Origin of the sequence: Bacteroides reticulotermitis JCM 10512 (assembly GCF_000517545.1) — a bacterium.
Lineage (GTDB): Bacteria > Bacteroidota > Bacteroidia > Bacteroidales > Bacteroidaceae > Bacteroides > Bacteroides reticulotermitis.
The window spans coordinates 198,694-223,056 of the sequence record NZ_BAIV01000004.1; the positions used below are offsets into that span (position 1 = coordinate 198,694).

16 protein-coding genes are annotated in these 24,363 nt (G+C 43.7%); all 16 read right to left on the minus strand.

Translation table 11 applies throughout. From position 1 onward, the window contains the following. Nucleotides 1–95: 95 nt before the first annotated feature. Nucleotides 96–1,199, minus strand: coding sequence for a glycoside hydrolase family 43 protein (locus JCM10512_RS03715; RefSeq protein ID WP_044160505.1), 1,104 nt, complete (start codon nucleotides 1,197–1,199; stop codon nucleotides 96–98). Nucleotides 1,200–1,487: 288 nt separating this feature from the next. Next, nucleotides 1,488–2,330: an FAD:protein FMN transferase gene (locus tag JCM10512_RS03720; protein ID WP_044160508.1), complete on the minus strand. Its 843-nt coding sequence runs from the start codon at nucleotides 2,328–2,330 to the stop codon at nucleotides 1,488–1,490. A 4-nt stretch (nucleotides 2,331–2,334) separates the two neighbouring features. Continuing rightward, nucleotides 2,335–5,895, minus strand: a complete 3,561-nt coding sequence (locus tag JCM10512_RS03725) for a glycoside hydrolase family 2 TIM barrel-domain containing protein (protein ID WP_044160509.1) — start codon at nucleotides 5,893–5,895, stop codon at nucleotides 2,335–2,337. Between the two features lie 92 nt (nucleotides 5,896–5,987). After that, nucleotides 5,988–7,634 (minus strand): glycoside hydrolase family 32 protein, encoded by a 1,647-nt coding sequence (locus JCM10512_RS03730; RefSeq protein ID WP_044160510.1) that lies wholly within the window; start codon nucleotides 7,632–7,634, stop codon nucleotides 5,988–5,990. A 92-nt stretch (nucleotides 7,635–7,726) separates the two neighbouring features. Further along, complete coding sequence (locus JCM10512_RS03735; RefSeq protein ID WP_044160512.1) at nucleotides 7,727–9,076, minus strand: 3-keto-disaccharide hydrolase; 1,350 nt, start codon at nucleotides 9,074–9,076, stop codon at nucleotides 7,727–7,729. A gap of 81 nt (nucleotides 9,077–9,157) precedes the next feature. After that, on the minus strand, nucleotides 9,158–10,576 hold the full coding sequence (locus tag JCM10512_RS03740; protein ID WP_044160514.1) for a Gfo/Idh/MocA family oxidoreductase: 1,419 nt from the start codon (nucleotides 10,574–10,576) through the stop codon (nucleotides 9,158–9,160). A gap of 45 nt (nucleotides 10,577–10,621) precedes the next feature. Continuing rightward, nucleotides 10,622–10,867 (minus strand): hypothetical protein, encoded by a 246-nt coding sequence (locus tag JCM10512_RS03745; protein ID WP_044160515.1) that lies wholly within the window; start codon nucleotides 10,865–10,867, stop codon nucleotides 10,622–10,624. Further along, nucleotides 10,864–12,156, minus strand: a complete 1,293-nt coding sequence (locus JCM10512_RS03750; protein ID WP_044160517.1) for a Gfo/Idh/MocA family protein — start codon at nucleotides 12,154–12,156, stop codon at nucleotides 10,864–10,866. Before JCM10512_RS03750 ends, JCM10512_RS03745 begins: the two co-directional genes overlap by 4 nt. Nucleotides 12,157–12,510: 354 nt before the next feature. After that, nucleotides 12,511–13,614 (minus strand): glycoside hydrolase family 88/105 protein, encoded by a 1,104-nt coding sequence (locus JCM10512_RS03755; protein ID WP_044160519.1) that lies wholly within the window; start codon nucleotides 13,612–13,614, stop codon nucleotides 12,511–12,513. A 61-nt stretch (nucleotides 13,615–13,675) separates the two neighbouring features. Next, nucleotides 13,676–14,824, minus strand: coding sequence for a beta-1,2-mannosidase (locus JCM10512_RS03760; RefSeq protein ID WP_044160582.1), 1,149 nt, complete (start codon nucleotides 14,822–14,824; stop codon nucleotides 13,676–13,678). A gap of 28 nt (nucleotides 14,825–14,852) precedes the next feature. Continuing rightward, nucleotides 14,853–16,715 (minus strand): FAD-dependent oxidoreductase, encoded by a 1,863-nt coding sequence (locus JCM10512_RS03765; RefSeq protein WP_044160521.1) that lies wholly within the window; start codon nucleotides 16,713–16,715, stop codon nucleotides 14,853–14,855. Nucleotides 16,716–16,725: 10 nt separating this feature from the next. Continuing rightward, nucleotides 16,726–19,440 (minus strand): glycoside hydrolase family 2 protein, encoded by a 2,715-nt coding sequence (locus JCM10512_RS03770; RefSeq protein ID WP_044160523.1) that lies wholly within the window; start codon nucleotides 19,438–19,440, stop codon nucleotides 16,726–16,728. A 115-nt stretch (nucleotides 19,441–19,555) separates the two neighbouring features. Continuing rightward, nucleotides 19,556–21,271, minus strand: a complete 1,716-nt coding sequence (locus tag JCM10512_RS03775; protein WP_044160525.1) for an endonuclease/exonuclease/phosphatase family protein — start codon at nucleotides 21,269–21,271, stop codon at nucleotides 19,556–19,558. Between the two features lie 54 nt (nucleotides 21,272–21,325). After that, nucleotides 21,326–21,871 (minus strand): hypothetical protein, encoded by a 546-nt coding sequence (locus JCM10512_RS23375; RefSeq protein WP_244436881.1) that lies wholly within the window; start codon nucleotides 21,869–21,871, stop codon nucleotides 21,326–21,328. Next, nucleotides 21,868–23,184 carry a hypothetical protein gene (locus tag JCM10512_RS03780; protein WP_244436883.1) on the minus strand — a complete coding sequence of 439 codons (1,317 nt, stop codon included), beginning with the start codon at nucleotides 23,182–23,184 and terminating at the stop codon, nucleotides 21,868–21,870. The genes JCM10512_RS23375 and JCM10512_RS03780 overlap by 4 nt, the downstream gene beginning before the upstream one ends. Before the next feature lie 142 nt (nucleotides 23,185–23,326). Next, entirely contained in the window at nucleotides 23,327–24,358 is a 1,032-nt protein-coding gene (locus tag JCM10512_RS03785) for a DUF4973 domain-containing protein (protein ID WP_044160527.1), read from the minus strand. Nucleotides 24,359–24,363: the final 5 nt, after the last annotated feature.

Consider the following 24,363-nt stretch of genomic DNA (forward strand, 5'->3'; position numbering starts at 1 on the left):
GTTTTATCAAATATAAAAATGTTAGAGTATATGCAAAACAATCTCTTGGCAAGTGAAAACACTTACCTGCTTCAATGGATAGAAAATCGCAAACCTTACTGCTTCGGAATCGGTGTACCCGATGGCTTAGGCAGGGGGGTGTCGATACGTACCGGACTACCTAGATCCGGCATACCATTTGCGTCCCATCCTATTTTCTGTAAACGTGGATTACGGTCTTCCGGACCGCCTGTTACCCCATTTGGTATACTCCGGGCGTGGTACAGTAAATACCATTCCGTACCATCCGGTGACGGTACAAACGAGAAACTTCCCGGACCGTATATATTATTCTCTGGATCTTGCTTGAATACGGGCAGCGAACTCTTTGCCCAAGATGTTGGGTCCAGCAAGTCACTCTCTGCATCTGCGGTCAGCATCCCCACACAATAGTAAGGCGACCAGCATCCGCTTGCGGAATAGTAGATAATCAAAGTCTTCTCATCCTTCGAGTGGAAATACTGAGGTGCTTCATTAACGTAGATCGGATAAGCGGTACGGCTTCCATCCGGATTCACCCATTGGCGTTCCCATTCGTATTCCGGTTTGGAAATCATGACTCTTTCCGAATCGAGTGTCCACGGGTCTTTCATCTTCGCAATGTAGATGCACTGGGTCTCGGCGTTGATTCTGCGCTTAGGCCAGCCCGACCATAGTAGATACAATTGCCCCTTATGTTCGAAAGTAGCGGGATGAATGCCCCAATTCCATTCGGGGTTGGTCATGATAATCCCTTTTAAGGTGAACTCACCTTGCATCGGATCGGGAGATTCGTTCTCGATAACGTATATCTGATGATTATCTGTCGAGTTGCCATCATCCGCCGCAAAATAGATATACCATTTGCCATTGATGCGACGAATCTCCGGGTCCCATAGATTGTAAACCTCGTTGGGCTTTTTGGGAAGCCATATCTCCTTGCATGTAGCGTGAGCCATGTTTGTTATGTCTTCCGAACCCCATAATAAGATTCGGTTGCCGGCTTCGTGGGTGTAGTAGTATTTACCATTATGAAAAACAGCACTTGGGTCGGCACCCTCCGGAAACAGGGGGTTGGTATATGTACGATTGTTTTCGGTGTTTCCTTTTTGCCCGCCCTGCTTAGAGGAACAAGAAAAGAGTAGCATAAAGGGAACCAACAGGCATAAAATCTTTTTCATAATATCTTCCGTTTTTAAGTAAATACAAAGAAAGTAAATAATTTTATTAGTTCTCTCTATATTTGCCTTAAATAGTCTCTACAAAAATCGGTATTGTCTCTCATTAATAATGAAAATAACTATTCAATAAAAGACAAATATAGACCATTACCCCCATTAATGTCCCAAGAAAAAAAACGTTCACCTTAAATGACCGATATGTCACCATCCTGTCGGGAATAAGACTCCCTCTCATTTTCGAAGTGAAGAGCCGTGGGCGTACCTTGGCATGCGGGCGATTATCTTCATTTATAGTTCGATTATTGTTTTAATAGCAAACGCCCGGATCATCGCTTCCCGCAGGGTGGAATCGGCAACAAATAGACTGGTCGAAAGAACTTCACCCGTTATCCCGTCTTCGGTAACAACGGCTAGCTGTCTTTTACCTTCCACTAACCGGTTGGTATGGGGTGAGATGATATGCTTTCGGGTATTTGAATCATTGCCGGAGGTGGTCAGACATTCATTGTAAAGGCAGACTTCGGCCGGATTGTCCGTTGACTCCGCTTGATTTCCGAAACCGATCTTCCATCCATTCCCATCAGGGGCACTGCCTAGAGCCAATACGGAACTGTTTCCCATATTGACCAAGGCATTCTCAATGGTGTGCGCTTGTAGAATCGATCGGATCTTCTCCAAAGCATAGCCTTTGAGGAAGCCCGATAGGTTGATAACCGTTCCTTGTTTCTTGAAAAAGACAGTTTGGTCGTCCGCTGATAGGCAGACCGAGTGAATGGAGTCGCGGTTGTACTGCTCAGAATGAATGGTGACATCGAAACAACCGAACGTCCGGGTGTTGTATGCCAAACAAGATTCGATCATCTTGTAGAGGTCGGAGCTGATCTTGACTGGGTGGAGGGCGCCAATCCGATTGATCTTTGCCAACTCACTTTCCGGGTCATAAAAATTAGCGGCCCCTTCCAACTGCCGCAATGCTTCCTCGATGCGGTAAATTACATCCATCAGTTCTTTTTCATCCCCCCAATCGTGAATGACGATGTCTACACGCGTATGCATGGCGGTAAACCAGGCATAGAGCAGACTGTCACCTTGCTGGGAGGATTTATAGATATGTTGGACGGAGTGGCGCAAATCTTTACTTTTTAAATGGTGACATACTGAATGAGTAGGTATAAATCGCGTTTTTCTTGATCTCGTACTTCGGACGTGGACCGGGGCCGCAACTGGCATTTCCTAGCCCTCGCTGTATACAGTCCATGTTTACGACGATCTCTGCCCGGCGAATCTCTCCCAGATCGTGACTATGCTTGACATTCCACAGATCCTGGTCGGTGTAGTGCAGCGCGCTGAAGTCGAACGGCTTATTGGCAGAGATCTTTACTCCGCTTCCGTTGTCGTCGCATAAGGTGATCCAGCGGGTATCGCAACGCTCGCCCATCGACTGAGCACGTACATAATACTCGTTCATAGCGTCTACCTTACTTTGGTATCGGCCTATGTATGCGGCGTTTTTACGATCTTGATAATTTTCTATCGGTCCCCGTCCGTACCATTCCAGGTTTTCCAATGCGGGATTAAAGAACGCTTGTAAAGCCAAACGAGGCAAGTTGAAGTTCTCGCCGGTCGTGAACGAAGCGTTTACATCGACCGTTCCGTCAGTGTGTAGCTGGTAGGTAACTGTGTACGGAACTTTGTTCTTGCCAACTGTTGCTTCATGTTGGGCAGATAGGGTAGCAGTCTGTTTGTCGTCGGCTAACTTCCACTCGAAACCTTTCAGCTCGATCTGGGTCGGTATCCAATTGCGGGCATCGTTGTTGATGGAGCGATACCAGTTGAAGCCCCATCCTTCGCGTTGATGGAATATGCTTTGTTCCTGATAGCGGATAGAAACTAATTTACCTTGCTTGGAGTCAAAGGCGATTTCCACACCCGGACTCCGGAAATAGATTACCCCTTCGCGCTCTTGCACCACCTTGAATTCTGCTTTGCTCGTAGCTTGCTCACTTGCTGTGGCAGTCGGCTGAGCCAATAGCATTTGTTCGGTAGCGACAATATGTCCGGCATCCGCCCATACGGTTGGCTCTTTGAGACGGATTTCTACATTGAGGAAGTACTCGCCGTCTGCTTGCAGAGAGGGCATATTGGGTATTTCTACGATGCAGTGCTCTCCCGGCTTTACATCTGGCAAAGGAAGTTCTCCTTTGTCAACTTGCACGCCGTCTTTCAAAACCGCATACTCAAGCGTGAAGTTGTTCAGGTTGAGGAAGCTGTACCGGTTGTGAATCCAGAGACTATTCTCCTGCTGGCGTTTGATGGTGATGTATTGATATACCTTCTTGACTTCCCAAAGTTTCGGCGTAACTTTTCGGTCCGGAGTGACTAAGCCGTTGCAGCAGAAGTCATTGTCGTTGGGCTGGTCACCAAAGCTACCACCCAGGTAATAGCGATCTTTGGACTGTCCCGGCATCTGAAGAGCCTGATCTACCCAATCCCAAATGCATCCCCCGATCATTCGGTTGGAGTGGTATTCGATGTAGTCCCAATATTCTTCCAGATTGCCTACCGCATTACCCATCGCATGGGCGTATTCGCAGAGGAAGAAAGGTTTGTCACTGGCTTGTTTGTCAGATTCAATCATGCTTTCGATGGACGGATACATACGTGAGTCAATGTCGGCAACGCTATTCATTCCCTCGTAATGGATGTATCGGTTGTCCATCGCTTTGGCTGCTTGCTGCGCCATTACGAAGTTCTGTCCGCCGCCGGACTCATTTCCCAGCGACCAGAATATCACTGCCGGATGGTTCTTGTCCCGGTCTATCATGCGGACAATGCGGTCGACATAGGCTCCCTCCCAACTTTCTTTGTTGCTGATAGATGAGTTGCCATGACATTCCAAGTCAGCCTCATCCATTACATAAAGTCCGTAATAGTCATACAAGGCGTACATCTTGGGATCATTCGGGTAGTGGCTGGTGCGAATGGTGTTCAGGTTGAACCGTTTGTATAGCAAGATATCTTCAATCATCGTCTCTACCGGAACAGCTTTCCCAAACTGAGGGTGAATATCGTGCCGGTTAGCCCCTTTGAATAAGACCAGTTGGTTGTTGATGTAGACCTTCTTATTCCGGATTTCAATCTTTCGGAAACCAAATTGCTGTGTGGTAGCTTCCTGCACATCTCCTTTGTCGTCCAATAACTCGAAATTTACCGTATATAAATAAGGTGTTTCGGCCGTCCAGAGTTCGGGGTTGGGAAGTGCGATTGTGCCGTTAACGGTGTTCTCTTTACTACTTGAAGTACTGGCAATAGGTATCACTACTGTTCCTTTGGATTGAGCGGAAGCATCTAGTAAACTAACTCGCAAGGAGGCACCTTTTCCTGCTTTGGCATAATTGTGGATGCAGGCTTTTATGTTTAGGTCGGCTTTGTCCAGGGATTGGCTGAGTTCGGATGTCAGGTGCATGTCGCGCAAGCGGACTTTCGGAGTGGCTATCAGATAAACATCCCGGTGGATACCACTCAGACGGAACATATCCTGATCCTCCAAATAACTCCCATCGCTCCAACGGTAGACTTCCACCGCAACTACATTCTTTCCTTTCTTGACATAGCGGGTGATGTTGAATTCGGCATCATTATTGGCTCCTTGGGTATAGCCGACTTTCTGTCCGTTTATCCAAATATAGGCTGCACTATAGATACCGTCGAAATGCAGAAAGACCTCTTTGTCGTTCCAGTTGTTCGGCAAGGTGAAGTCTCTGCGGTAAGATCCTACGGCATTCGGTTCATTCTCTACGGTGTACCCTTTTTGAACTTGGATGAAAGGAGGATTGTTTCGGAACGGGTATGTATAATTGGTATAGATTGGCGTGCCATACCCCAGCATCTCCCAATTGGAAGGCACGGGGATCTCATTCCATCCCGACACATCGTAATTTGTTTTATAGAAGTTTACCGGTCGCTCGGAGGGTTGCTTAACCCAATTGAACTTCCAGTTACCGTTGAGTAGTTGGTAGCGGGATGAGTGTGTGCGGTTCCATAACTTCTGGTAAGCGGGATCAGCCTGCATCTCTTTCAGGCTGGCAAAAGGTATGAACGTGGCACGACCCGGTTCTTTGTTGATTGCGAAAATCCGTTCATTCTCCCAATCATTATTGCTTTTGTGCTTTACTGCGTAGGGGACGACCTTTAAATTCGATTTCACTATCTTCCACTGCTGACTCTCCTTCGTATCGTTCGGAGCAAGCTGGAATACGGGTTCGCCTACTAAACCGGCATCCGGATATCCCATGTTGCATCCGCCTGCTGCGCTGGTGAACGTGTAGCTACCGGAAGGTAATTGGGTGATTTTCCATTGCTGATTCGCGTTGTTCGCTTCGGTGTTCCATTGGAGTAAGGCTCCTTCCGCCTTTCCGTGATTACCGTTGTCTACGCTTAACTCGGTGAAAGGGCTTCGGAGAATGTAGTATCCTTCTCGGGACGAAGGAATAATGTTCCACACTTGCGACTCTTTTTTGGCTTCTCGCTGGGAGATGATGATACCGGAGTTGGTCTCAGTACTACCTTGATTGTCTAACACCAGGCCGGCTACGGTCTGTATTTCATAACCCTGTTGGGGATCGAATGTCTGAGCTGTAGCAGTTAATGTCAGACAAGCGAGGAGAATTGCCCCTAAATACTTTTTGTTTTTCATGTGACTAATCGTACTAATAGGTGTCTTTTATGCTCAAGTAAGAAAACACAGGATAGGTGCTAACCGAAACTGTGGTACTACAAAAATACAATTTACCAGATGGAGTTGACAGCATAGACTTCTAATTCTTTCACTTCCACCCGATTTCCCCAAAAGTGGAAACCTTCTTTATTGTTGTTGTCGGGCCGCCTTTCCATGGAGTAGGAGTATAGCCCGCCGTCAATAAATACCTCTATGGAGGTTCGGTCGATGTATATATCGGCACTCAGTTCCATACTTGTCGGGTCTTGTGGAGAATAGAAGCGTCCATTCAACGTTGTCGAATTCATGTCATAACTAATGATGCGTTGTCCGAATAGGTTGAACCCTGCGTCCGTAGCATGCGAAAGTTTGATCGTTGTTTGGATGCGAAGGCAGTCGGCCGTGTAGAACTCAGCCAACTGGCGGTTTGCTTCATCAGAGGAGAGCGAATGCCAGGTTCGAATAGGCGTAAAGAGTACTTCGGCTTCTCTGACCGGAACACTCACAAGGCGGATTCCGTCTTTGGTGGTGCGTAGTGTCAGCTCGGTGGGCATCATCATCATGCCATTGAACGGCATTCCCGGATGATTGATTCTTCCCCAACCAATCTGGATACGCCTGCCGTCGGTTGCCGGTATATTGGTGAATGTTTGTGCGGCATAGATGCTGCCTGTGGTATAGCAATACTTACCGGTTTCGGGGGTGAATACTTTTCCATCGAAGTTGCCTGTCATATAAGTGCCGGAAGCTCCATACATTACCCACTTGGTGTGTTTCGGGTCACCGTCCACCGGTAATTCGAATAGCTCGGGACATTCCCAGAAGCCGGTTGTATGGCTTTCGTACTTCCAGTCTTTGAGGTTGGCGGATGTGTAGATTGAGTGTCCGTCACGTTCATTGAGTACCATTACCCAGTGGTTGGATGGTGCATACCAGAATACTTTGGGATCTCGGGTGTCGACTGAGTTCCATTTCTCCTTGGAATCGATGACGGGATTCTTCGCGTATTTAGTAAATGTTCGTCCCCGGTCGAGGCTGTATGCTATTCCTTGTACTTGCCTGTCGCTGCTTGCGGCAGTGAAGGCTGCCACCATTGCCGGAGTCTTGCCCCGGTTGAAACCTGCGGTATTGTGATAATCGATCACGGTCGAACCGGAAAACATAGTTCCGGTATGATCCGGGAATAAGGCGTCCGGCAATTCGGTCCAATGAACCAAATCCTTGCTGACTGCATGTCCCCAATGCATGTTTTCCCAATCTCTTTCGAAAGGGTTGTGTTGGTAAAATAGATGGTATTCACCTTCGTGGTAAATCAATCCGTTGGGATCGTTGATCCATCCCCTCCGGGAGGTGAAGTGGAATTGAGGGCGATTCTGTTCCTTATATAAATTGGCCTGCCCTTCAATTTCGTCTGACTGGTAGATTTTACTCAGCCCTTTGTCATTGCCTTCATAGGTAATCTTAAGGGTTTTTCCTTTCAAAGCCGATACATCTTTGAATACCCAGTATGCTGCTTCGTCCGGTGCCAGACGTATCACAATAGACAGATCCGGTTCGCCATCGACCTGAAAGGTCATTCGCTTTCTTTCTTGCGTATGAGAAATCGGAAAGTTTACATATCTTTTTTTAATGAGGAGGGAGACTTCCCCGGCTGTTAGAAGAAGGTGGGAAAGGAGGAACGTGCAAAGCGTCAATGCTATTTTACCAGATGTTTTCATAGGGGTGGTTTCTTTTAATAAGAATTTGCGGGTTATAAACATAACCCGCAAATTCGATTAGCATGCTAGTGACTTACGAGAAGATGGATACTCTATTTGAGTTCTTTGATCTTAACGTTCTTGAACCACACCTCATCGCCATGGTCTTGCAACAGAATATTGCCTTCCACATGATTCCCGAAGTTAGGCCAGTTTTTATACTTGCTATAAGCTACGAGTGCATTGAACATATCGGTGTTCCGGTCGTACTCAATCAGCTTCACGCCATTCAACCAATGCTCTACGTGATTGTCTTTTACAATAACGGTAGCTGTATTGAACTCTTTCTTATTGAAAGGCTTGTTCTCGGGAGCCGGAATCAAGTCATACAAAGACCCCAACTTTCTGTTTCCTTTTACACCTAACTTAGCGTCGGGATGTTTGTCGTCATCCAGTATCTGGAACTCACAACCAATAGCTGAACCTTCACCTTTATTCAAATCGGGACTTACGAAATATTTGATTCCGCTGTTTGCGCCTTCTGTGATCTTGAAGTCCACTGTCAGTATGAAGTTTTTGTACTTACGGGTAGTCACAATGTCGCCTCCGTTAGCCGATTCGGCTCCACCGCTCTTCATCACTTTCAGAATACCGTCTTCCATCTTCCAGCCTTTGGTTGGGAACGTGTTTAGGCGGGCTCCTCTCCATCCTTCATTCGTTTTGCCATCCCAAAGTAGCGCCCAGCCTTCTTTGGCTTCACGTGGAGAGATGGTGTTCGCGATCAGATTGACTTCCGGTGCATCCTGTTTGTCAGATGTTTGATAACGGGCTACGTCTGTTGTACAGATACGGATGTTTTTCCAGCTGACAGTTTTTCCTTCGTCGTCAGCTTTACCAATGGCATGTACCTGCAAAGCAATGAAACCGACAGGTGTCATATCATCCCAGATATTGGCGCAAGGAACATCGTTAACCCATGTCCGAATGGAGTTACCAACAGCTTCAATGCGTGCTTTGTTCCAGGCATTGTTTTTAAACGCTGTTCGTGCCGACGGGTTGAGAGTTAACGGATAAAGCCATGCTCTGCGTGCTTCGTCATAAATACCTCCCGACCAAGCACGTTTGGCTGGATCGATCTCAAACTGATAGCCGTGTACACGCCCTTTCTGGTATTCTTTCTTGCTTTCACTGCGGAACTGCACACCGGAATTCAGACCATCGTCTACCTTAAAGTCAAATTCAAGAATGAAATCACCGTAGTTTTTGGTTGTTGCGAGAAACGTGTTAGGGGTTCCCATTTTGGAAATTCCTACAATGGCATCATCTACCACTTTGTACTCGGCTTTGCCGTTTAGTTTTGTCCACCCTTTCAGGTTCTTACCGTTGAATAACGGTTCCCAATTCTGTGCTGAAAGAGTTGCTGCGCAGAATATCAATACAGAAAATAACGTCTTCTTTCTCATATACGTCTTATTTTTAATAATAGTAGTGAATCATATTACCAGATAGAGAAGCTTGCCGACTTCCGAGGCTATTCTCCCTGTTTATAATTTATAGAACTCGTCCCAGCCTTTGCGTGGCGGTAGTCCGGCCAGCATCGCGTTAGCGAATTCATTGTTTGTGATTTGTTTGGTCCGGCTGTCGAAGAACAACTGGGTGTTGAGGCGTTGCGCCATTACTCCGAGTGAGAATACCTGACTCAGCACTCCGTTGATCTCGAATGGTGAACGGGTTTTCTCAGCCCCATTACAGGCCAGTAAGAAGTTCTCGAAGTGATTGGATGGGCTCTTGGGTACTACAGGCAATTTACTTGCCATCTCTTTAGCCTTTTCTTCCGGAATGATGGATAAGGTGCTACCATGGCTTCCGCCTTTGAATATAAGGTCTTTGCTGTAGATGATCTTACCCGGATTCAGTTTGGATGCCGCTGTGTCTCCTTGATTGGTTGAAGGGATGTTAGGGTCTAAACCTGAAACGCCATAGCCGGCAGGGATGGGAGGGAGGTTGTCCAATCCATCGTACCAGGTAATATCTAGTGGAGGCATTCCTTTACGTTGTGGAAAGCGGAAGAGAATGGTGGAAGAATAGGGGAAGAAATAATCATTATGTCCATTCTCGTAATTCAACGAAACCTCATAAGGTAAACCTAAGTCCAGGAACTCGTGAACGGTATCCAAGATATGTGCTCCCCAGTCTCCTAAAGCTCCCATACCGAAGTCATACCAGCAACGCCATTCGCCCAAGTGATATTTCTCGTTGTATTCGTGGTAAGGAACGGCTCCAAGCCATGTGTTCCAGTCCAGGTCTTTAGGAAGTTGTTGTCCCCCGGGTAATTTGTAGATGTTGGTATCCCATTTATGCCAGCGACGTGCGTTATTCATATGGGCAGTCACAGCAGTTACATCTTTGATGATACCTGCATCCATCCACGCCTTGAATTGGAAATAGTTGGCTTCCGAATGCCCTTGGTTACCAACCTGTGTAGCCAAGTTCGGACGCTTGCGTGCTGCTTGCATCAACAGTTCTGCCTCATAAAAAGTCCGCGCTAACGGTTTCTCTACATAGACGTGTTTGCCCGAAGCCAGAGCCAGCATACTGATCGGGAAGTGAGAATGGTCGGGAGTAGCAATCGCTACGGCATCGAAATCATTGCCCGCTTTATCAAACATCTGACGGAAATCTCTGAATTGCTTAGCCTTAGGGTACTTAGCCATTATCTTTTGGGTGTGCTTGGCGCCCATATCTACGTCGCACAAAGCCACAACTTCTACCATTCCCGTCCGTGCAAAATCCTCAATAATCTGCTCACCACGGTTACCAATCCCGATATAGGCAATCTTTACTTTTTCGTTTCTGCCCTTTTTAGATGCTATGTTTTGCGCATTTAATAGTTCTCCGCTTCCTACGGCCAAGCCGGCAGAAGCCATTGTCATAGTTCTCAGAAAATCTCTTCGTGTTACCATAATTATTTTAGTTATAATTGATTGAAACTCTAGTTTATGTTTTACTTATCTCTTCTTTCTACGAACAAACAATAGAGTAAGACTATAAAAGACTAGCCGTAAAACAGTCCAGCCTGCATATAGTGCTAAAGATGCGATGATTATGTAGAAGACTGAGGTAAACACCTCCATGAAAGATGTCCGATAAACAATAATAGCATATAGGTTGGCGAGATTGGCGATAATGAAGCAGATTAACAAGGTGAGTAGTTCTATCTTCTTTCTCCGTGCTGTTATAATCGTATCTTTCATACTGTTTCGGGGGCTTTAGATTGGTGATTCAAATAGTTTATCTTGTATTCGTCGGGGAAGCTCAATGTGCGTTCTTCTTGCATTGCCTGATCTCCCAACAGACAGAGGGTGCTTGCATAGTAACCTTCTTCAGCAATTCGAGCCGGCTGTTTGCGAGTAATTACGGCTTCTACGAAAGCTTCTAGTAATAAAGAAGAACCATCGGTCTTAGGCCTTTCTCCTGTGATAAATTCACCGGTGTTTACATTCGCAGTTTCCGGGGCCCAACTGGTACCCGCGAAAGGTAATGAATCGAACAGTTTATTCTCCCAGCTATTGATCATTTGTAGAAAACCGGGTGCGGGGGCTACACTCTCGAAGAAGTACTTTCCTTTCTCTGGTTCTACCGTACCGAGGTTACCCATAATCTGCTCTTCCAGTCCATAGAACTGATTCGATATGACAGAGTCGAATGTCATTTTTACTCCATTGTCGAATACATACAGACAGCTGACATTGTCATAGACTTCGCGACCGTCTTTCCAGTAAGTAATCGCACCATGTCCCATCACCTTCTCAGGAAGCTTGCGCAAGGCCCAACTTCCGATTTGCAACTGATGACAGGCCAATTCGGTCATGAGTCCTTTCGAATGTTCCCGATAAAGTCTCCAATTGATCAGTCGTTCCAGGCTGGGAGAGGGGACGGGGCGTCTCCAGTCACCATTGCGATACCAGAAAGTGCGAATGGCGTTGATGTCTCCGAATGTACCGGCATGAACCATTTCCATGACTTTAATATAGCGCGGATCGAACAGACGCTGCTGTCCGGTGAAAAAGATTTTGCCGGAACTGCGGTGCTTGTTGTACATGTGGAAACACTCTTCAATGGTGTATCCGATCGACTTTTCACAGAATACGTGCTTTCCTGCGTCAAAGGCATCCATGACTATCTTATAATGTGCACGGAGTGGAGTCGCAACAAGTACTGCATCTATATCCTTGTTTTCTAGCAATTGCCGGTAGTCATCGTATACCTTTGCCTTAGGAGCTAATTTTAAAGCGTCATCAATAGACGGCTGATAAATATCGCAGAGTGCTACAATCTCAACTTTGGGGTTTTGAACCAGAAAACTCATGAGGAATTGACCTCGTGAACCCGGTCCGATAATTGCCAGGCGGCATTTCTCGTTAGACGTATTCATAACTTCTGAAAAAGCAGAAAGCCAAGGGCTTGTCAGCAGAAGCGTTCCTGCCCCTGCTATTCCTATATTTCTCAGAAACTCCCGTCTACTAATCGATGTATTTTTCATTCTTTAGGGAATTGGTTTTTCATAATATTCTCATTTACAAAGATAATAAAGCTTTCTTAGTAAATTCGTTCTTCTTTTAAATTGTTTTACTTCCAAACAAAAGTAGCGAAGAGCTCGGATACGAAAGGCTAAATACTAATCAATAAATAGCAAAATCAGGTACACCGCCACTGTTTTGTCTTAAATAATAGGAAGAAAGAGCTTTTTGGAATATCATGAGCTGGTTAGTATCATAAATAGCAGAGAATAACTCCACCGTTTGACGGGCGAAGTTATTCTCATGCCGGGATAAAAATTACGAAATATTTTACTTGTCTCGGTTCTTTTTATTCGAGACAAGGGGGCAACGAATTGTTATTTTTCTAGTAGCGCCACAGTACACCAAAGGAAAGGACCTTGGCCATGATAATCACCTGTCCGACGTGGACGATCATAATAATATTGTAACTCGTTCTTTTTGTTTGTTCCTACACAAACTTCTCTCACCTGATTCTTTTCATTGAGGTATGGAACGAGTGCGATCCACGCTTTCCGTGCAGCCGGTGCATACTCTTTGGCATTTAGCCATCCGTTCTTCACACCCTTAATGAAAGCGAAAGTAAACATGGCCGACCCGGACGTTTCAGTCCAACAGTCCGATTTATCAATTAACTGGTTCCATAGTCCTTCCGGGTTTTGATATTTCTTTAGGCTCTCCATCATGGTTTGATATCCTTTCATAATGCGTGGACGGTCTTTATGCTTTTTAGGCATAGCCTGAAGTAGCTCTGCCATGCCGGCAGCCATCCATCCATTTCCTCGTCCCCAATAGAAGGGAACATCCGGAGCATGATAGAAAAGTCCATTGGGGCGTTGTAGATCATCTAAATAAAGAACCATTTCTTTAGCGGCCCGGTCAATGTACTTGGGATCTTTGGTTACCTTATATGCTTGGGTCTGTACAATCGTAATCATGTACATATCGTCAATCCACAGGCGAGTTTGCCAGGAATAACCTTTATCCGCCCATTCTTTTTCCTTCGACTTTGCATTTTCAGGAACTTGCCATTGAGTGTCGGCGTAAGGTATGCCCAATTCCAGATAACGTTTTTCTTTGGTTACGTTATAGAACTCCAAAGGTAAACTGCCAAACATGTTTAAGTCTACGTGATTCATGATGGGCAACAAGGCTTTCTCGGTTGTAAACAGCGGCTCAAACTTATTCTGAAGAGTTTTAATAAGTTCTTTGTCTTTGGTTACCGCAGCATATTTAAGCGCTCCATTCCAGTAGAATGTTTCCGGATATCCGATCCACTTTCCTGCATGAAGTGCATGCTTCTCATTGACGAAACGATAAGCTAAGCGTTTGCCGACTTCTTCGGGTGTGCTTCCTTTGGGGAAATTTTTCAGCATGCTGGTTTGAGCAAACATGAACTGAAAAGGTATGAGACACAATAATAAAAATACTTTTTTACGCATAATACTGATTTTATCTGTTAAACGATATGGTAGTTTTGCTATTACTTACGAGGCGTGTCGATTATTTAGAGATTTGCAGGTTCTTCACATTGTCGCATATGGCTACTGCCACCTTTGAATCGGCACAACCATAGTAGAGGTATAATTTCTTTTTATGATAAACTAACCCTTCAATAAATACTGTTCCGTCTTTGTATTGACCACTTTTCTCGAAAGGTGCTTCGGGGGCGAAAAATGGTTTATCCAAACGATTCAGTACTTTATAAGGATCCTTGTTGTCGAGCAAGAGTTGTCCCGCGCAATAAGCACCGGCCGGATAATTCAAATCTCGCTCCTTGCCTGCGTTCTTTCCATTATATAAGAGAACGATGCCGTTTTTTGTCCGAATAGCGGGAGGGCCACACTCTGTCATCTGACAATCGAAATAACCTTTACGTGGTTTAGCTATTTTCTTTAATTCATTATTATCATCCAATACGGGGTACCAGTCTATCAGGTTATCTGAGGTTGCAGCATGAACCGCATACTCTCCCCAATACATAAAGTACTTGCCATCTACTTTGTCAATAACAAGCTTGTCTTTTTTTACTTTGGTTAGTATAGAGGCTGACTTACTGGCGATCTTCGTAAAACGACCGTCATAGGCTTTTTCAAAAGCAAGCCCGTGTTTCGTCCAGTTTTTCAGATCCTTGGAAGTAGCTACTGCAAGACGGGGTGTCTTTCTGTTCCAAGCAGTATAAAGCATTACATATAGTCCATCTTCGGTCATAGCCACTCGTGGGTCTTCACAGCCACCGGGGTGCTCTATGCTCTTGAAGTCGTCTTCGGCAGGAAAAAGTACCGGGGCATTGAATCTCGTCATCGAAATACCATCTTTACTTTCGGCATACCCTATGCGTGATGTTCTTTTCCCGATACCTTGTGCCGAGTTGTCCTCAGCCCGGTAGAGTACGACAATCTTTCCATCTTTCAAAGTTGCGCCCGGATTGAATATATCACTCTCTTCCCATTTGACTTGTTGTTTTTGCATCGGACAATAGAAAGAGGTCGGTTGGGGAGTTAGGATCGGATTCACTCCTTCGGGACGGATAAATGGGCCGACTACCCAGGTCTCTTTCTGTTTATTCTCGTTAGTCCCTGATGCGAAGAGTGTGGAAGTACCGCATAGAAGCAGCCCTCCTATTAGATAAGCAACTTGCTTTAATCTCATCTTATATTTTTGTTTCATGATTCTTTCTTTATTGCCGAAGCTTGTTATAAATTATAGTCAATACTTCTAAACGAGATGTTTTCTCAGGAATAGCATCGAGCTGAAAGTTGCATAAGGCACTCCATTCCTTCAACGTCTCTTTATCGATTGCCTGGGTGAGGTTCGCATCCCAGTCAGGTAGGTAACCGCGCAGCCCCATGTATTGAACCAAGTGGAAATTCGGGTCTTCCGGCTGTAGATCGCGATAATACATGAGAGTTGTTCTTTGCCGGATTAGTTTATCTTGAAGCATGGATATATTAACATCGCGGACCGACACACGGTTATCGATAGCCAGCGAGGCTGTGATGCCGGCTGCTTGTCCAAGTGCCATCCAACAAGGTTCCATGCGCAATGTAGAAAAACCGATATGCGAGCCGGATACGGGAACAGGCAATAGCAAATTATCTACTTTGCGGGGTAAGATAACTCCTAAAGGTACTGTATAAACAGCTGTGGGATAACTGATAAAACCATCTAAATGTACTCGTCCTGTTTCTCTTTTTCGAGCCGCATGTGAGTCAAGTGCGTAATGACTAGCTGTCACACTAGTTGCGTGCAAGGGTGGGCGTTTGCCTTGAGCAACCGGCAGCGCATCCTTGGCTGTAAAGAAATAGACTCCTTCGAAACGTCTTCCTTCCCGTACATAGACTTGTCTGGGGAAGAAGTTGTTGTCTTGATATTCATCCTTTGCCAAGCCCCATTCGGCAATTTCTTTGCGGAAATGCTCGGGAAGCGCTTGATCATGTTGAGCGAACCAGAATAGACCTAACGTGTAATCTCTCAATCGTTTGGCGAATTTATCACGCCATTCCCAGGAAGAGGTAGGCCATGCCCAATTTTCCTCAGGTAAGTCAGTCGAAAGAAATGCCGCATGCTGATTGTTACCATCAGTTTTCTGATTAGGTAATTTCACCAGACTACTTAGCTTTCTGATGCCCCAACTGTCACCGGGTAGTTTGGTACGATTTCCTTGAGCAATATGCTTACGGTTGGCCTCCATCATTTCATCTGTCACTTTGGCCATAGCTATTTGGGTGTTTCGTCCGGTCCATACATCTTCAATCAGTGAGACATACTCCGCCCGATTGTAAGATTCCGGCTTTGGAAAAGCGATACGGTTTTTTGGATTATTTGTTAAGCATAACCGATAATTGTATGCTTGCACAGCATTGTCGGATTCTCCGGTACTACCTTCTGCGGGCTGGCTCTTCCAATACTCATAAGCCCTTCCTGCACCCGGTTCACCAAACTCTTCTTTACTTTCTCTACCTACACGAAATGGTACACCGGCTATAGCGCCTAGATCTCCTTCATAGGTTGCGTCTACAAATACTTTGCCCAGATAGAGTTCTCTCTGCCCATTTTCTCGATTTAGTACATAAAGACTTTCAATGCGTTCATCCTTAAGAGATAGGTTTGAATCCTCAGCATCGAACTGACGCATAAGATGTATCGTTATTTTGTCTTTGTGCTCATTCAGCATATCTTGATAAATAACTGCTGCAACGGAAGGTTCAAAATGAAAACCATCACTGCAATCTTTCACTTGCTGGGAATCCGCTCCATAATGATCGACATAGTATTGTTTGATTCTGGAAGTGAACTCGGCGAATAGTCCGGTAGTAGCTTTTCGCGTAGCAATATCCGTAGCTCCTAATCCATTAGCCGGAAGCCCGCCTATATGGTTTGTTCGTTCTAGAATAACCGAGGTCTTCCCCTCTCGGGCGGCAGCAATCGCTGCCATAATCCCTCCCGGATTACTTCCCACAATAACAATATCAAATTGCCCTTGAGCTGATAGCTTCCAACTCGCCAGTAACAAGATAATGAGAATATGGAATTGCTTCATAGTCTTCTTTTTATTTCAATTTGTATGTTTGAGTATCTATATTCCAACCTTTCAGTACGAGTGCTGCTCCTTCGCTTAGTTTTCCTTTAGCCGTTTCAATAGTCACTGCTTTCTTTTCGCCTGGCATCAAAGAGAAGAAGTTATCTGTATAGAATGAAGGACGTATCGGGCTCATCTTTGAATTCAGGAATTGCAGTTGATTGAAGAAAGCAATCTGACCGGATGTATTGCTCAAAGTAATATCAACGAAGTAATTTTCATTATCTTCTCTTACTTTATAAGCGAGTTTCACTTTAGCCTGCTTTAGCTTACTCAAGTCTTCAAAGCCTGACGCTGCCGGACCGGTCAAAGTCTTGCTACCTTCATACTTATCGTTGGAACGCCAGTAAAAGTTAGAAGAAACGTCTTTCCCTTTTTCATCTTTCAGAATCAGTTTGATGAAATGAACCTGAGAAATGTTTTCCGGGAAACGGATAGTTAATGCATCGTTAGCTACTCCGTCGGATGGCAAATTGACAAGCGCGGATTCTTCAAAAACTTTCCGGCTATTGATATCATATACCTGAGCTGTAACTTTGTAGTTATTAAAATCACGATAATAATCGTTTATCACAGACACTGTGTTCTTAAGATAATCAAACTGGGCATGTAGGGGTTCCAGAGAGTTGGCCGTATGATAAAGGGAGGCTGTTGGCTCTAAAGACCAATCCCACATGCGGGAAGCTACCTGAGGCATAGAGCAGTTATGATACCAGAATAAAAGTCCCGAACAGAAGCGATCACCGTTATCTAGTTTATTGTAGTTCCACACTTCCCAAATACTCTTCGAGTTTATAGCACCCACTAATTGTCCTTTTTTGGCAAACTCATCGATTGAAGATGACTTTCCATAGTTGTTCACCAAATCTGTATACATAGTAGTCATCAAATGGAAACCATTTCCATCCAGGTAATCCCATACTTCTTTATTGATAGGCCAAAGGTCTTTTTCATCCATCATCTCCCGAAGGATTTCTACTGTTGGAAGAGTTGGCGCACCATATTCCGGGTTAAAACCATCAACACGACTTCCTCTCGGAGATGCTGTGTTTTCGTAATGTTGCATGGGATTTACCTGTTTATAAGGACTACCATCGTGCACTCCGTCACATTCGGATTGCATTTGGAAGCCGCGTGTACCGTCTAGTACGTTTAGCAATTCAGGTGTTCCGGTAACTTCCGTGCTTTCATTGGATGCAACATAATAAGCCAGCGATGGGTGGTTGCGGATACGTTTTACTGTAGATTCCACATTGCTCATATAGACAGCCTTGTTATGCGGATGACGAGTATCACCGGTCATCCAGAACTCTTGCCATACCAATAACCCGAGTTCATCACACAACTGGAAGAAATAATCGGATTCTGCGATGCCGCCTCCCCACATTCTCACCAGATTGACACCCGATTGACGAGTATATCTTAGCTCTGCATAAGTACGTTCATCTGAAGTTCTCAGCATGGCTTCCGGTATCCAGTTGGTACCGCGGATAAACAATCTTTTGCCGTTTACATAGAAAACACGTGATTTATCCGGAGTGTTTGTATCGGACGTGATCTCGCGAATACCAAATTTCGTTCTTACGGAATCACATGCTACTCCATTGACCAATACGGTTAGTTTTAGTTCGTATAGGTTTTGTGGGCCTTTGTTTACAGGCCACCACAGCTTTGGAGAGTTAATTGTAAGTTGCGGGAACTCTTCAGGAGAGAAAGTTACTACTTTTTCTTCTCCGCGTATCACCCGGCATGTTTTCTTGAAAGTTATATTTTCACCAACAATCTCACCCCTTACCTCGCAGTTAACGCCGCTATTATTGGTTGAAGGATTGATTACTTCTACTGATATAAGTTCTCGGGCTTGGTCATAGCTCGGCTTTCTCAATTCGGATTTGACAAAAGGATGGCGTAAGGCGACTCTACCGGTTGTATATAGAGAAATGTTTTTCCAAATACCTGTATTACGATCACGGATACCATCCATAAACGTAAAGTCCCAGCCTACTGTCATCAACATTGTAGTATTTAATCCAATATTACCGTTGCCACCATTATGGAACTCACCTGCAGCTCCCCATGTTTTAGGTTTAGCGCTACCGGGAACATCTACCGGATATACTTTTATAGCTAATGCATTACTCTCTCCTATGTTCACAAAATCCGTAACATCAATATAGTCCTGTATGAACATACCATTAATTGTACTTAGCAAGTTCCCATTCACCCATACTTCTGCCCGGTAGTTGATTCCATCTACTTGTAACCAAACCGTCTTTCCTTTGAATGATTGAGGGACGTTAAAATCAGTCCGGAACCAATAAGTATAAAAGTCGCGTCCGGTTTCAGAAATGTCCGGTATCAATTTAGACTCAATCTTATTATTGATTCCGTAATAAGGCTCCGGAAACTTCTGATTATATACTAGAGAATTTAAAACGGTACCGGGTATTATGGCGGGTATCCAATTCATCGTTGGATAGTCTGATAGCGAAATCTTTTCCCCAGGGTCTGTTGTATCTCCTGATTTTATCATTTTCCACTGATAACTTCCCTGGTGCCCTATCTCAGAATCCAGCCAAAGGCGTTGAGATGTCCGGTCATCATTCACTCGGTTTTGTCCGAAGACCATTATGGAGTAAAAGCATAATAGAAAAGAGAAGAAAAAGGTTTTAACTAAGCTGTACATATTAATATTAGAGTTTTAATTAAGTTTGGTATGAAGCAAAAGTAGAGGTTTACTTTAATTCAATACACTAATAACAGGTCAATTAATGAGAATATAGTCTCAAATGAAGGTTACTTTATCTAGTATAAACGAATTCTGTCCGCAGCCCTCTATGATCAAATATCCATGATGGGAAGACGATATCTGATGTATTTGTGTCCTCGCCAATTATCTGGCTACTTTTTACAGTCGTATTTGGTGACAATGTATAAAGAGTTATATCTATGCGGTCTTTAGTATCTTTCGCACTTGGGAAAGGAGTCCACGTATAGCCGTGGTGTGTCACCGGATCGGGGTGTATAGTCCTATATGCATCTCCTTTTATTCCTCCTTCCCACAATGCGTGAGTAGTAGGCCATTGTACGGCATAAGGAGTTGTACCTGCTGACTTGGTGTTTTCGGTCCAGTCGAGCCATGACGGCTCGTTAAAATCGCCGGAAATCGAAACAAACGGTGTGGTTGCTGACGCCAGGTCTGCCAGTAGCATATCAACCATTTCCTGCCGCGCCTGTTTATTTACCTTCACTACATAATCTACATCAGTAGTCGAAGCAAAACCACCATATTCAATGCCGTTTAGCTGGTAGGGGCCATAAGGTTTAAAAGCACCGTGACAATTCATTACTAATGCAACAATTCCTTCTCCTAAATCGATATAAACTCCATATTTATTCGGAGTCGTTCCCGAAAAGGGATATCTCGATATGATACTGCATTTTCCCTGCCCGTTATTAGAATGAGTATGCACATAAAGTCCCTGTGCATTTATTTCAGCTTCGGAAAGGTTGCTACATTCTTGTGCGCAAAGAACATCTACGTCAATCTTGTTGAAATAGTCTATAACTACGGACGCCTTTTTACCCCATAAATTCTGTGTAGCTAGCTTCAGAGTTTTAGGGACAGCACGTGTTGCCCAAGTTGCAGATATTTTCCCGTTTATATCGGCTGCTATTTCAATATAATATGTCCTTCCTCCGCCTGCATTGAGCGCAAGGCCTACCGGTACTGCTACCGGTATATCCTGTTTTTTAGAGGCCCGATCAGTTATATGTAGAGTGGCATTCATCCCAAATGAGTTGGCGCACATATCCGGAAGTATATAACATACACTGTCTGCTTGAGGCACATACTGATAGGTTGTTCTAGTGGTTACCGGAAGATTCTTATATTCATTGTAATGTTGCGGTTCAATATGAACATAAGGTACAGAAGATACGGCATTCGTATAACTAACGGAATTCACTGTGATCCCTGAAGCAGTATTCGGGTCTTTCTGTAGTACTATTCTGGATGTACGTGGAGAAAGAGTTACTTGCACTGACGAAGTGGAGGCAGCCACACGGAGTGTACCATCTTGTTCGCCTTTGCTGACAAGCATTGTCATAGGATCAGTCAATGGTAATTGAGGAGAATACGCGCTCAAATCCCAATAAGTGTGGCCGGACTGTAACGTAGGAAAGGTCTTATCGGCTGTAGCAAACAAAAATAGAAATCGATAAATGATACCTTTAGTTACGGAAACTTTTATTTCGTCTGTCATGTCACCGACTTTTCCTGTCTGGTCAAACAGGTAGTTGTATTGGTCGTCGAAACAGAATATTTTCCATTGCATTCCGGCTAAAGACATAGAAGATCTGGTAGGAGACATCGTTATCCCCCTCTCCATGTTCAAACTGAAACGTATTTCCTTTGTGTTACTTTCTTTCTGTACATCGCCCACATATTCTTCAGCACAGGCTGAGAATAAGCTCGAGATTGTCAAGAGAATCACCAATAAAGTATTCTTTAGCATTGTCTTACAAATTTAGTCATTATAATAAAATATACGAGTCAATGGATATGTAGATTAATTCCAATCGGCTTTGTCACGGATACACCGGTATGGGATTCCATATTTGTCTTTCACAACCCATGCATTACCAAAAGTCTGATCCTGTACGGTAAGATCTGACAGCTTTATATTTACCCAAGCTACATTTGGCCATGTGCCAAAAGTAGCCAAATCTTTTAGATTCGGATCTTTAGCTGTTGGATAACCTGCAAGTATACGCATATAAGTACCTTCACCCACTGGCTCGAACCAACGATAAGCGTATACCGACTCGGTAACCTGTGATTTAAGATTCTTACCTACCCATGAGATGTAATCTTCCGCTTCTTTATCATTTAAAGTAGACCACCCATCTGGACACGGATTTATAGAAACATCATTTTTTATAGAAGACATATTCGTGTTGAACGCATATCCTTTGGCACCACAGTAGTAAACCTTGTCTACATGGTTATGCGTGAGATAAGTTGTCTGTTTGGCATGAATAGGTGAATAGAGCTTGTTGCCCCATGAAAGACAAGGAAGGGGAGTACCCGGATACGGATCAATGAACCCTATCACAAGTAAATTCTCATCCGACACGGATCCGTTGAGTAGGTAACTGCATACTGATATGAGTTCCCCGGACGTCCTGTCACTGTATAAATAATCTCATGACGATAAAGACCACTACCCGCTGCTGTTGTAGATGAAAGAACTGTAAGCCATGAAGGTAAGCTGCCATCATACAGTGCTTCCAAAGTAGTAGAACTATAATCTGTAACGACACGCTTTATCGTATACGGCATTGTTGCATCAGCTCCAATTTTCACATAGGTTCCTTTGATCTCTGTTCCTGCTATAATCATAGCTTTGTTATCCATAGAAGAAATCCCATTTTCGACTGTAACCCAATCAATGGATGTGCCATCTTTCCATTCTTCTACGGATATATCAAAGCCTGCAGAACCGGCTATACGCTTTGTATTAAGCTGATACAGATAATTAGCCTCAACATTGATATCAGATGCTAGATTAAGGTATAAGGTAGGACCTGCCGTATTGGTATTAGCAAGCTTGGTTGTAGCCCATACCACTGTCTTCTCATTCTGGTCAAGAATTGAAGTCAACTGAGTCGGATAAAGATAGAAGCTCTTTCTATCATTAGCTAAATCAGCTGCCGGTATTTCCAGCATATCAGCAGATATATTTCCTGCATTTCCACTTACATCTCCAATAAATCCCTGAGTATATCTATTTTTGATATATACTTTATCAATTACGACACCTGATTCTGTCGGATCATTCAGCAAATCAAATCTAGCGACGCGTCTTTTAAGTTTTACATTGACCTGATTCTCGGGGGATTCTACATTGGCAACAGTTACGTATTCCTTACCATCTGTTTTAACATTGGACATAACGAATGGAGGATTCAACTTTCCATTCTCTGCAATCGTTTTGCTATTTAATAAATCATTAATTGTGTTTGATTCACTCATACTGGGAAAGTTGCTTTCATTTCCACTCTCCACAATAATAAATCTCTTTTCCCCTTTTGTCGAAGAAGTTAGCTCCAGAGAATATGACCTTGTATTGTTATTTTCATTCACAGAAGTAGCCACTGCATAATTGAGAACATATCTCTGCTCATATTTGCCTTCCTTATTAAATTGATAGAAAGCAATTTTGTCTTTAGTTCCTCCATTCTCACCATCAACATCCGCACCTCTGGTAAGGAATGTGCCTGGAGTATGCAGGTTAAATATAACTTTCCCTTTGCCTGGAGGCAAATTATTTGGCTCTTCGTCGCTTTTCTGGCAACTAGCAAATAGGATTGCTGATAACATAGTCAAATACAGATAAAATATCCTCAAGTTAATCAGGTTTTTCATAAAAATAATGTTTAATAAAAGTTGAGCAAGTCGAGTCGTTTTAATAATTCAATCAATAAAGATATTTATAGAAGTAAAGAGGTTGTTCCCAAAATTGGACTTGAGTTCAACCTCTTTTCATTCTAATTAAAAATAGAGGTATTTAATTCCATTGAATCTGTTGATCTTCATCTGGAATCAGTGTATTCAAGTCACGTTGCATACTCAATGTTCCTTTTACGGTATATTTCAGGCGGTTGCCTGGGCTAATTGTATAATCTTCAAAAGTATATGATAGGAAAAGTGTAATGTAGATATGCTTTAAGTAAGGTTTCTTTGCATCATACGCTTCTTCTACCGTATAATAAGACTGGCTTTCTCCGGGTTTGAATGCATTTCCATTGACCGGATCATCATTATCACTCCAAATTTCGAGCTTCCTCTTTTGAAGATCTATCTTTTCATCGGTAAACTTTGCGAATACTCTGTATTTCTGGCGATCTAAATAGTCAATATTTCTAAGTCCTGCATAAACAAAAATCGTTTTATCATCATGTACATATGCTTTATGATTGGCTAAAGTAAAAGCATGAGTCTGGTCATCATCAAGATAGATCATGTACTTAGTCCCACTATAGGTTCCCGAATAATCATTAAATGGGGTAATATTTAGCAATGCTTTCCGATAATGCTTGCGAGGATTTGCTTGGTAGTCATAGGATGGGTCATCCATAATCGATAGTGGTAAAATCCACTTTTCTGATAAATTCAGTTGATTAACCCCATTAGTTCCTCCCAAAGTGAACTCGATCGGTAGTACTGTTGTGTATTTGCCCTTCGAAAGTTCTACAGCATCCGGAATGCTATAATATTGGGAATCTAATAAACGATAATACAGTTCTTCACGTTCCCCGTAGCGTTCTCTATTCAAAACATTCAAGGTGTCTTGATCTATTGCAATATGAATGTTCCGATTCGTAGTGTTCATTGTTGAACCGCTAAGAATTATAGGAAGATTATATTTGACAACATCTCCGGCATTATAACGGACATAAGCAGAAGTTACTCCATCACTATTTGGCACTGCCTTAAAAGAGACCATTTGCTTAAACTGCTCATCCTCCCATTCATTGTTACATGATGTACTGCATATCACTGTAATCATGGCTAAAAATAGATAATATATATTCTTCATTTTTA